General features: G+C 57.8%; 8 protein-coding genes. 4 read left to right on the plus strand and 4 right to left on the minus strand.

Annotated features, from left to right (window positions below):
* Positions 1 to 103: 103 nt before the first annotated feature.
* The 3 genes from ACEW8J_RS14720 to ACEW8J_RS14730 all read left to right on the plus strand — a co-directional run bounded on the left by ACEW8J_RS14720 (position 104) and on the right by ACEW8J_RS14730 (position 7,863).
* Entirely contained in the window at positions 104 to 2,155 is a 2,052-nt protein-coding gene (locus ACEW8J_RS14720; protein WP_373492394.1) for an autotransporter assembly complex family protein, read from the plus strand.
* Complete coding sequence (locus ACEW8J_RS14725; RefSeq protein ID WP_373492395.1) at positions 2,156 to 6,325, plus strand: translocation/assembly module TamB domain-containing protein; 4,170 nt, start codon at positions 2,156 to 2,158, stop codon at positions 6,323 to 6,325.
* Positions 6,326 to 6,615: 290 nt separating this feature from the next.
* On the plus strand, positions 6,616 to 7,863 hold the full coding sequence (locus tag ACEW8J_RS14730; protein WP_373492401.1) for an APC family permease: 1,248 nt from the start codon (positions 6,616 to 6,618) through the stop codon (positions 7,861 to 7,863).
* Between the two features lie 190 nt (positions 7,864 to 8,053).
* Here ACEW8J_RS14730 and ACEW8J_RS14735 read toward each other — a convergent pair whose 3' ends face one another.
* The 4 genes from ACEW8J_RS14735 to ACEW8J_RS14750 all read right to left on the minus strand — a co-directional run bounded on the left by ACEW8J_RS14735 (position 8,054) and on the right by ACEW8J_RS14750 (position 11,054).
* Entirely contained in the window at positions 8,054 to 8,983 is a 930-nt protein-coding gene (locus ACEW8J_RS14735; protein ID WP_373492396.1) for a Brp/Blh family beta-carotene 15,15'-dioxygenase, read from the minus strand.
* 53 nt (positions 8,984 to 9,036) lie between these two features.
* Positions 9,037 to 9,801, minus strand: coding sequence for a bacteriorhodopsin-like (locus ACEW8J_RS14740; protein ID WP_373492397.1), 765 nt, complete (start codon positions 9,799 to 9,801; stop codon positions 9,037 to 9,039).
* A gap of 146 nt (positions 9,802 to 9,947) precedes the next feature.
* A complete protein-coding gene (locus ACEW8J_RS14745) occupies positions 9,948 to 10,565 on the minus strand; it encodes a LuxR C-terminal-related transcriptional regulator (protein ID WP_373492398.1) in 618 nt (205 codons plus the stop codon).
* A gap of 114 nt (positions 10,566 to 10,679) precedes the next feature.
* The gene (locus ACEW8J_RS14750; RefSeq protein WP_373492399.1) at positions 10,680 to 11,054 is read right to left on the minus strand and encodes a hypothetical protein; all 375 of its coding nucleotides are present in this window, start codon (positions 11,052 to 11,054) and stop codon (positions 10,680 to 10,682) included.
* Positions 11,055 to 11,089: 35 nt separating this feature from the next.
* Here ACEW8J_RS14750 and ACEW8J_RS14755 point away from each other — a divergent pair, with 35 nt between their 5' ends.
* Entirely contained in the window at positions 11,090 to 11,605 is a 516-nt protein-coding gene (locus ACEW8J_RS14755; RefSeq protein ID WP_373492400.1) for a CBS domain-containing protein, read from the plus strand.
* Positions 11,606 to 11,724: the final 119 nt, after the last annotated feature.

Here is an 11,724-nt window from a genome sequence, read left to right on the forward strand (position 1 = left end):
AGGGTTGTTATTCGTTGGCATCGCGATTCATCCACAGCTAAAGGGATGGATGATGGGTCCAACTGTGTTTTGTTGCTGCCGTGGCATGCTTGCTATATTGCTGATGAGTTCGCTTGTCGGGCCGGGCCATGCGCAGTCAGACAATCAGCCGGTCGGAGAGGTGCAAGATGATTCCGAATTTGACGCTCCCCTTGACCCGGACCAGCCGCTAACCGACTTTCCGGATTTTGGTGTCGAATGGCCCGATCTCGACCAAGTGGCGGAGCCATTGGTTGACGATAGCGAGAACCCGGAAATTCCGGCCTTAACCGAAGAGACCGAGGAAGAGGAATTTGAGGCCAGCGACGAACTGCGGTCCGAAGAACGGCTGACCGAAGAATTGTCGCTAAACGAATATCGACCGACCGATGGGCTTGCGGAAACCGCCTATCGGATCAGCTTTCAGGGTTTGCCCGAAAATATCGGAGAGACCTTCGACAGTCGCTTCGAGATATTGTCGGTTCTGGAGCAATATCGCGGCGATGATGCCAATTTTGCTCAGATCAGACGGCGTGCGCAAAGCGACGCCGAACTCGTCGAACGGCTGCTCAGAATTGAAGGCTATTATGACGCGGTGGTCCAGACGCGCTTCAAGACCGACGGCGAGAAGCGGATCGAAGTGGTTATCGACGTGCAACCGGGGCCGCAATATGAGCTGGAAGCCATCGCCTTGCCGGGTCTCGATACCGCAGTTCCGCCCGACCCGGAAAAATTCCGCGACACCTTCGCCTTGCAATCGGGTGCGGTGGTCAACAGCGACCGGATCATGGATGCCATCGGCCGGCTGAATATTGCGATGGTGGAAAGTGGCTATGCGTTCGCGAAAACCGGCGAACCGGAACTGGAAATCGATCATGCCGAACGGCTGGGCGATCTCGAAGTGCCGGTGACTCCCGGCGGTCGCTTCAATTTCGGCCGGATTGTCATGGCCAATTCCGACCTGTTCGATGCCGATCATGTCCAGATGATCGCCCGCTTCGATCCGGGCGACCTCTATCAGGCTTCGGAAGTCGAGGATTTGCGCCGGGCGCTGATCGCAACCGGTCTGGTCTCGACCATCACGCTCGATCCGGTGGAGGCTGACGAGGCGGGTGCGGTGGACATTGCCGTGGATGTGACACCGGCACCGCTGCGGACCATAGCCGGCGAGCTGGGCTATGGTACCGGCGAAGGCATTCGCGCAGCGGCAAGCTGGGAACATCGCAATCTCTTCCCACCAGAAGGACTGATCCGCGCGATGGCTGTGCTCGGGACCCAGGAACAATCCGGCAGTCTTGCCTATCGCCGCAACAATTACCGCCGGCGCGACAATGTCCTGAACGGACGGACCGCATTGAGCGTCATCGATCGCCCGGCGTTCCAGGCACAGACTTTCTCGGTCGCCGCCAATATCGAGCGACAGAGCAATCTGATCTTCCAGAAGCGCTGGAGCTGGTCGGCGGGCATCGAATTGCTGGCATCGCGGGAAACCGATATTACCGGACCCACAGGGACGACGGCCCGGGAAACCTTCTTCATCGGTTCGCTGCCGGGCTCGATCACCTTTGACGCCAGCGACGACCTGCTCGATCCGACCCGCGGCTTTCGTGTGACCGGGCGCATCGCACCCGAAGCATCCCTGCAGGACGGCAGTTTCTTTTACGTGCGCAGCCAGTTTGACGGCAGTGCCTATTTCCCGGTTTCGGACACAATCGTGCTGGCCGGTCGCGCCCGCTTCGGCACGATCACGGGAGCGGGAGTCAACCGGATAGCACCATCCCGCCGGCTCTATTCCGGCGGCGGCGGCTCGGTGCGTGGCTATGGCTTCCAGAGCATTGGTCCGCGCGATGCCAATAATGACCCGCTGGGCGGCCGCTCGCTGGTCGAATTCTCGCTGGAAGCGCGCGTGCGCACAGGGTTTTTCGGCGGCAATCTGGGCATCGTGCCCTTTGTCGATGCCGGCAATGTCTATAGAAGCAGCACTCCGGATTTTTCCGGACTGCGCTACGGGGCCGGGCTTGGCGTACGCTATTATAGCGATTTTGGTCCCATCCGGATCGATGTCGGCACACCGATCAATCCCCAGCCGGGCGATTCCCGCATCGCTGTCTATGTTTCGCTTGGACAGGCCTTCTAGATGGCCGACAGCCCCGACAAGTCTCGCCCCAGAACGACAGCATGGCGATGGTCGGTGCGCAGCCTGCTGGCACTGGGCACGCTTCTGATATTGGGCCTGATCGGCGCGGCCATATGGCTCGATAGCGATGCCGGCCATCGTTTCATCATCAGCCAGGTCGAGGGTCTGGAACCGGCCGATGGCCTGCGCATCCGCATCGCCGATATTGATGGCTCCATCTACAGCAGGACCCAGGTGCAGGGACTGGTGCTCAGCGATCCCGAGGGTGAGTTTTTCACCGCGCGGACCGTAGCGGTCGACTGGAACCCGCTGGCATGGATATTCAACGAGCTCAACATTTCCGATGCAGTGATAGTGCAGGGGCGGCTCGAACGCTTACCGAAATTGATCGAAAGCGAAGAAGACCAGCCGCTGCTGCCGGACTTCGACATTTATATCGGCGCCTTTCGCGCCGACAATCTGGCACTTGGCGAAGCCATTACCGGCACCGAACAATTTGCCAATCTGTCGGGCTCGGCCGATATCCGGGCCGGTCGCGCTATGGTGAATCTCGCAGCGGCGACAACCGAAAGCGGCGACAAATTGATGCTCGCCCTGAACGCCGAGCCGGAGCGGGAAACGCTCGATATCGAAGCCGACATCATGGCACCGGCCGGTGGCGTGCTGGCCCGGGCACTCGGACTCGAGCGTGACCTGGCGATCACCGTGAAAGGGGATGGCAGCTGGCGGCTATGGAATGGCGAACTGAACGCGCAGAGCGCGGGTCAGGCACTGGCGCAAATCGCTGTGGAAGCGAGGGAAGGGCTGTTCGCCTATGATGGCCGGCTGGCCGGTACCCTTTTGCCGGAAGGCATCGCACAGAAACTGGCGTCCCCCAACCTGGCGATCCAGGGAACCGTCCGGCTTGAAAACCGCGTGGTGCAGCTGGCCATGGAAGCGCGCTCCGCTGCGCTGTCGCTCACCGCCAACGGCGGCATTGATCTGCGACGAAACAGTCTCGACGCGATGCGGCTCGAGACAAGGCTGATCGATCCGTCTGCGCTGGCCGCCAATATGAAGGCGCAGGACTTCGAACTGAAGGCGATGCTCAATGGCAAATTCTCCGAACTGCGCTATCAATATCTGCTGACCGCGCCGCAACTGGCCTTCGGCAAGACCTTGTTGACCAATGTGCGCGGGGAAGGCGAGGGCCAGCGCGATGCGGGCGGCTGGGATATACCGCTCGAACTGTCCGTCGGCACTTTGATCGGCAATGGCGATCTGCTGAAACAACTGCTTTCCGGATTTACCGCCACCGCCTTGCTCCGCTACGAAAATGATCTGCTGTTTGCCGAGCGCGCGCGTGTTGCCACCGGCGTCGCCAGCGGCACGATGGATTTTGAGCTGCGTCCCTCCACCGGAAATTATGCCGCCAGGATCGCGGCCACCGCACCGGGCTTCGCCGTGCAAGGCGTGGGGATCGCCGATATCATCGCCGATATCAATCTCGGACCCGCGCCGACCGGGATCGGGCTCGATGGCCAGATCAATGCCCGGTTGCGGCGCTTCGACATCGATTTTCTGCGCGAACTGGCGGGCGGCCTGCCGCAATTGCAAACCGGCCTGACATTGGGGCCGGACGGATTGTTGCGTTTCTCAAACCTTGTCGTCACTGCTCCCGACCTGAGCTTCAGGGGTTCGGGAAGTCAGACCACAGCGACGACCTACGCGTTTCGCGGTTCGGGCACGCAGGATACCTACGGGCGCTTCGATCTTCAGCTGGATGGCCCGCTCGACCGGCCGAGCATCGCCTTGTTGCTCGACAGCCCGCTGCCCGCAGCCGGGCTCTCGGCGGTTCGCCTGCAGCTCGAGCCGGTGACCAACGGTTTTTCCTATACCGCGGCCGGCGGCTCGACTCTCGGGCCGTTCACTAGCGACGGGACCATCCTGACCCTGGCGGGGCAGGACACGGCGGTGCAGGTCGACCGGCTGCTGGTGTCCGACACGCTGGCCACCGGCACGATCAGAACCACCGCCAATGGTCTGGCCGGAACGCTTGCCGTCAGCGGCGGCGGTGTGAACGGGTCGGTGGTGTTCAGGCCCGGCAACGGACGGCAGCTGATCCGCGCCAATCTCAAGGCGGAAAATGCCCGTTTCGACGGCAATCCGCCGATCTTCATCCGGACCGCCGTGTTCGACGCCGATATCATCCTGATCGACGGCAAGTCCAACATCGATGCGACCTTGCGGGCGCAGGGCATCAGCCGCGGCGAACTGATTATTGGCCGGATCGCCGCCAATGCCAAGCTGACCGACGGCCGCGGTCAGGCCACTTTCGCGATCGCGGGAACCCGTGGCAGCACCTTCGAATTTCAGGCCAAGGCCGATATCACGCCCGATCTCTACCGGATCACCGGGGCCGGCCAGTTCGAAGGCCGCAGGCTGCGGCTGACACGGGCGCTCGAACTGCGCCGGGTCAGCGATGGCTGGGCCGCATCTCCGACCACGATCAGCTATGGCAGCGGCACCGCCCGGATGTCCGGGCGCTGGGGAAGCGGCAATTCCCGGCTCGATCTGGTGCTGGCGAAAATGCCGCTGTCGCTGATCGATATTGCCTATCCCGATCTTGGGCTGGGCGGCACGGTCAATGGCACGGTCAAGCTGACTCAGGCGGGTTCGCAGGTGCCGGTGGGCGATGCGAAGCTGACGATCAAGGGCCTGACCCGGTCCGGTTTGATCCTGACGTCGGCGCCGGTCGATCTCGGTCTGAATGTCGCGATTTCCCAGCGCAACGCCGCCGCCCGCGGGATCATCAGATCGCCCGCAGGAAAAACCATTGGCCGGTTCCAGGGACGGGTGACCGGCCTCGGTGGCGGGCGCTGGCAGGACGAGCTGATGCGCCGGCCGCTTTTTGCGCAGGCCCGGTTCAACGGCGGCGCCGAGAGTCTGTGGCGACTGACCGGGGTTGAAACCTTCGACCTCAGCGGACCGGTCGCGGCCAGCGCCGACATCAGCGGCAGCCTCGCCAGTCCCGAGATCCAGGGAAGGGTCAGCACCAGCAACGCGCGGCTGGAAAGCCCGCTGACCGGCACCGTCGTCTCCAATATCAAGGCCGTCGGCCGGTTTGACGGCTCGCGTCTGGTCTTGCCGAACCTGACCGGCACCACCGCCGGCGGCGGCACGGTGAGCGGCAGCGGCAGTTTCAACTTTGCCGTCCCGTCCGGCGAAGGCATCGGCATCATGATGGATATCGATGCCCGGCAGGCCGTGCTGATCGCCCGCGATGATTTCTCCGCCACCGTGAGCGGACCGATCAAGATCCGCAGCTCGCCGGACGGTGGCCTGATTTCCGGCGATGTCACCCTGAACCGCAGCTTCTTCCGCTTTGGCCGGGCCAGCGAGACCGCCAACCTGCCCGATATCAGGACCCGCGAGATCAACCGGCGCGCGGATGAACGGCCGGTGCCGGTCCGTGACCGGCCCTGGCGCTTTGACCTGACGGCCAACGCGCCCAACCGCTTGCGGGTCGAGGGGCTGGGTCTGGACAGCGAATGGAATGCCAGTCTCAAGATTTCCGGCCCGGTCGACAATTTCGCGATGGTCGGCACCGCCAATCTGATCAGCGGCAATTATACCTTCGCCGGGCGGCGCTTCCGGCTGGAACGCGGGCGCATCCGCTTCGTCGGTAACCAGCCGGTCAATCCGATTCTGGACATCGAGGCGGAAGCCAATCTGACCGGCCTCAACGCCACGATCAATGTGACCGGCTCCGGCAACCAGCCGGAAATCGCCTTCACCAGTATCCCGGCGCTGCCGCAGGACGAGCTGCTCTCGCGGATATTGTTCGGCTCCTCGATCGCCAATCTGTCGGCGCCCGAGGCGGTCCAGCTGGCGGCTGCGGTTGCCTCGCTGAACAGCGGCGGCGGGCTTGATCCGATCAACCAGCTACGCAAGGCGGTCGGCCTCGACCGGCTCAGAATATTGCCGTCCGACACCGACACCGGCTCCGGTACCTCGATCGCCGCCGGCAAATATATCACCCGCCGCATCTATGTCGAACTGATCACCGACGGCAAGGGCTATAGCGCCACCCAGCTGGAGTTCCAGATCACCCGCTGGCTGTCGATCCTTTCGACCATCTCGACCCTCGGCCGACAGAGCGTCAATGTGCGGGTGAGCAAGGATTATTGAGAGTTGTTCCGGACACCTAACGGGGTGACGGACGCAGCAGCTGCCCGACGGCTGACGACCCGGTTGTTGCCGTTATAGACTACCAAAGCGAGTGTCCGCTTTCGCGATAAACCAGTCATGCGGCAGTTTAAATCGGAATGGCACGTCACGGATCGACTGGAACTCGTGACTTCGTGCACCCGAACCGCTCCGGAAGTGCGCGTCTTGCTTATTCCGTGACTAGGTCCTATTCCCAAATAAAGGGATTTTCTGGGGGGATTGTGCCGAAATCTCAAGCATTACCGCGCACAGTGGGCTTTTGGGGCGCCGCACTTTTTCCGGTGAACGGAATGATCGGTGCAGGCATTTTTGCTCTACCTGCCATCATGGTCGCAGCCGTCGGCAATTTTGCACCTTGGATGATGTTATTTGGTGCGTTGCTGATCTTACCACTGACGTTCGTGTTCGCTCAGCTCGCGACCCGCTTTGACAGCCATGGAGGACCCGTCCTCTATGCCCATGCAGCCTTCGGTCCCTTTGCTGGTTTCCAGTCGGGATGGACCCGCTACTCTTCAGGTGTAGTCGCGGTGGCAGCCAATACCCAAGTAGCAATTGCATATATTGCCGTGCTGTTTCCGGTGCTGGATGATCCCTTATTGAGAGCCATCGCCGTGGTTGGCTTTATCGTCTTCACTACCGCGGTCAACCTCGTTGGTATGCGCACGTCGGTGGGAACGCTTGGCGTGATGACCGCTGTCAAACTTGTCCCGCTCGCAGTGCTCATAGTAATCGGCCTTTTGACCCGTGATCCGGTCGTCGGCTTCAGTCTGCCGGAATTCACAGAGTTCGAAAGTGTCGTCCTGCTGACGTTCTACGCTTATATGGCGTTCGAAAATGGCACCTTTCCGGCCGGAGAATTGCGCGATCCCAAGCGGACCATCCCGCTCGCGCTGATCACCACGTTGGCGGCAGTAGCGTTGTTCTACATGCTGGTGATCTGGGCCTATCTCGCGATCGCTCCACAAGTGGGCGGCGAAGAAAGCGCGCTTGCTGCTGCGGCTGGAGAACTGATGGGTCAGGCTGGCGTGATTGCGATCTCGGTGGCAGCTGCGTTCTCAATCGGGGCAAATACACTAAGCGGCGGCATCGTTACGCCTCGCATGACATTTGGCATGGCCGAACAGGGAACGTTGCCCCGCGCGTTCGCGCATGTATCACAGCGATTCCAGACGCCGGATGTCTCGATACTTTTCTATGGCGGTGCTGCAATCCTGTTCAGTCTTTGGGCCGGCTTTGCAACGCTCGCCGTCGCAAGCACGCTTTCGCGTTTGGTTATGTATCTTTTATCAGCCTTGGCCTTGCCGGTCCTACAGCACAGGGAAGAACGGCAAGCCGCCTGGTGGCACCTGCCATTGGCGTTGCTCGCCGCAGCTTCCACGATTTGGGTGGCAAGCCAGGCCAGCATCGCAGCTTATCAAATGCTGGGACTGATCCTCATCGTCGGAACGGGTCTTTATTTTTTCGCCGCTCGCGGCGAGCCTTTGAAACACGGCGCCTAAGCTGAAAAGTTTCGGAAGTGCCATTTTGATTGATCGTTGATGGCGGTTTTCGGGATGAAGCTGTGATTATAAATTGTAGGTATCAATTCCCGCATTCCACTCATATTCGGTCATTCAGCAGTTTCTCACTTAGCACTAAAAACAGACCTGCCGCTGACGACCCAGAAGCGGTTGTTCATGTTATTCGGTTCTAGTGTCTGCTTTGGGCGGTTGATTTCAGCTGATCGGGGTGCTTGCGAGACGGCATCTTGACCAAGGGCATCAATAAATGTGGTACGGTCAGGATCGCGAACGTCTGAAATATTGTTGCTATAAGCATTTGATCTGGCATCGCTTTCGGTTGGACAAAATGAACGCACAAATAGACCGCGCCCGAACCCCACGTTAGAAAAGTGAAAAACTTTCCTTGATCATATTTTTTGTCCAACAATTCGCGATAGCCTTCCACAAAATGTCGCGGAGAATGGAAAAGACAGAAGAAGATCGCAAATCCGATGGCCGGAGGAAGGAGCAAAGCTGATGACAGCAGAAGAAAATTCCGCAACGCTTGGCCTGTCTGCTTTTCGGCGAAATCAATGGCGACCAACACTAGAGAAATCAGTCCGAATAGCGGCGCTACTAGACGAGCCATGTCCGTGAGAATGCTTGCATTCTTGCCAACTACCAATCCGAACATTGCGGATAGTTGACTGGGATAGGTGAGCGCGGGAAGCGCAATCACACTCGTCGCCATGGCAACGGCAAATAATTTCGAACGGTCTTGTGCCCAGTCTTCGGAGAAATGCGCAACGGCTAGTATCAGAAAAGCCGCAAGCGACGCGAGGGGAGCGATCTTCCAACCAATCAGAGCGACCGCTGCTCCGCTGCAATATATAGCGATATATGCACCGAGTTTGGCAATGCTTCCTCCACTCCTGTCCCGCAACGTCAGATAATCGAACATGCCATGCGGCATGCCTATGATCAGCATGGAAAGGCACGCTGCGAGCGTGACGACCGGTACCAATGCACTATCTTGAACCAGAGCGAACATGGCGAAAAAACCAAGGGCCAGAGTCGCTGGACTTACATCACCGTCTTGACCGAATCCGAATCCAGAAAAAAAGCGGGGCAGGGTCATTAGACCCTGCCCCTGTCGGCTAGCTAGCGATTGGGGGTATCGCAAGTTCATGCCTAGGTCGATTTGGCGAGTTCGGGATATTCGACCGCGCTTTTGCGGACGGCAATCACGTAGATGAGGACACCGACGCCAGCCTTGGCGACCAAGTCTGCTATTGTGTATCCTATCTGCACTGCAGTCTCGACCGTACCGCCGCCAAGGTCGGTATAGGGCACCATGTAAACAATCGGATAGAAACCCCAGGAGGCAAATGTAATCAAGCGTGCGTCCTTCACTAGCTTGCGTACATTGTCTGGCTGTCGCTCAATCGATTCGCCAAGGCCCTTGAACAATTCCCATACAATATACAGGAATGGAATTGCGGAGAGCGTTCCCCAAAGCGCGCGGCTGGCATTGTTGTCGGCGATTTCGCCTGGATAGCCCAGTACGATCATCAGCGCTGCCGCAAAGCCCAGACGGAGGCATTTGGAGGTTGTTTCCGACTGTGTCAGCCGCATCACGAGAATCAGCTCAATAAGCAACAGCGGGACGGTCAGCAACCAGTCGACATATCTGTAGGCATCGTTAAAGGCGACACCGGTCACCAGCAATATGCCGTCTTTTGCTTCATAAGCTCCGCTCCAGCTCTCGAAAATTCGAAAGTAATGATATGCGGCGATAGCGCAGACCAGACCTGAAATGGTGAGTGCGGTTCGATAAGCAGGGCCGACTTGCGACCGTCCGAACCAAAGGAACAACGTGGTGGCGGCCATCGTTGCAAAGGTGAATGAAAACGCATTATACACTAAGGAATATTGCGCTAGGCTAATAGTTTCCATATTGGCACTCCTGCTGTAATGGCGGCGCGACTTCAGGGTAATAAACACTGGTTATCCTGCCGCTATGAGAGCAACGGATTAGGACTTCGAAGGGGTGCTGGAAAAGCTGGGATTAACCCTGCAAGGGTAAACCCTGTAGTTTGCGATCAGAGGCCCGCGTCAATCGCGACACGAACCGCCTCGGCGACATTTCCGGCACCAACTTTTCGGAACAGCAATGTCCGATGCATCTCAACCGTTTTTTCGCTGAGCGCTAGTTCGTAAGCAATCTGCTTGGTGCGTTCGCCGTTGGCCATTTTTTGCAGGACTTGCCGTTGCCTTGTGGAGAGGCTTTTGACCAACGATCGCGCCTTTTGCTTGCGACCGGAAAATGTTTCCCAGTCTGCTTCCAGCAATTCGACCTGAGTACCGATGAAGTATCGCAGCGCATCGGATTTGTCGAAAATAGGGGCCACCAGGACAGCGTTGCGAAAAGGCGTTCCGTCCCGCTTATAATTCAAAATCTCGACCATTACCGGACGGTGATTGATCACGCCCTCACGGATCTTGTCAGTCAGCCAAGGTTCGGTTTCCTCTCCAGCCAGGAATTTGCAGTTTCGACCCAGCACTTCTTCGGACGGATATTGGGTTAGCGTACAAAACGGCTCATTCACCGCCACAATCGGGTTGTCGCACAGATTTGGGTCGCTGATCACTGTGGCTATCGGACTATATTCAATCGATTCGATAACATCTGCAAATTTGGGATCAGTGAGCACCTTCATGCTAGCTGGATGGCAATTTTCGCCTTCAATTCCTACCTGTCTATTGGGGAAGACAAGCTAAGATAAAATCGATCGTGGCTGTTGATCGCAAGCGATTGCCAGCTAGATCTTCCATCATTTTTCCGTCTGTGGCGTCTTCAAAACCTGGCGATTAAACAACGCGGCCGTATCTCCAATCAGCAACTGGCGGTCCACGAAGCGTGCCGATGGGTTCAACATCATGCCAATCAAAAGTAGCTGCTCGGAAAGACCGATGAAATGCGCCCGTTCGGACATCTGTCCTAATCGACAGGTCGAAAAATTCCAATAATCCGTCGATGAAGGCAAATGAATTAGACCGTAAAAGGAGATTTCTTCATGAATACAGACAAAAAATGCGGGCGGCTGGCCCGAATTGTGGCTCAAAAGGAATGGCTGCTTAACCAAATGGACCTCTCCTTCTTTTCGCAGCGCGGTCATCTCGCGCTTGCCCGGGATCAATCGTCGCATCGTCGCTACACCTACTTATACGAGGACCTGCAAGCATGAAAATTCTCGAAAGAGCCGAATATGCCTCCAAGCCCAAGCCGCTAACTTGCGATCCTAAAACCAGTGTAAGGGATGCAGCACTGCTGATGGCCGAACGAAACTACGGGTCTATCATTGCGGTCGATTCTGAGATGAACCTGCTGGGTATGATGACCGAAAGGGACATTTTCCAGCGCGTGGTGGCAATGTCGCTTGATCCAACCGTGACAACGGTGAACGAAGTGATGACGAAAAACGTGCGCACAGCCAAAGAGGATGATGACCTTTTGGATTGGCTGAGAATAATGTCAAATGAACGGTTTCGCCGGCTTCCGATCGTGAACGACGAAGGTAAGCTTGTTGCTGTAATGTCCCAAGGCGACTTTGTGTCCTACACTTGGCCCGACTTGTTGGAAAACGCGACGACACTTGCCAAAGCCACTTTTCAGAATTCCCTCAGTGCCCCAATGATTTTGGGAGGTGTTCTGTTATACACAATCATATTGATCGTGGCGGTAGGGTTGACAACTTGATACTGATCCATCGGTTCTGGTAATCCGTTTTTGATTGAAATCGGTGGCTGCGAATTTTGAGAACTCTTGAATCAGTCATATGGCGATTGGTAACATCGCTCAGATAACCAAGAAACTTG

This window comes from Parasphingorhabdus sp. (assembly GCF_041748495.1).
Lineage (GTDB): Bacteria > Pseudomonadota > Alphaproteobacteria > Sphingomonadales > Sphingomonadaceae > Parasphingorhabdus.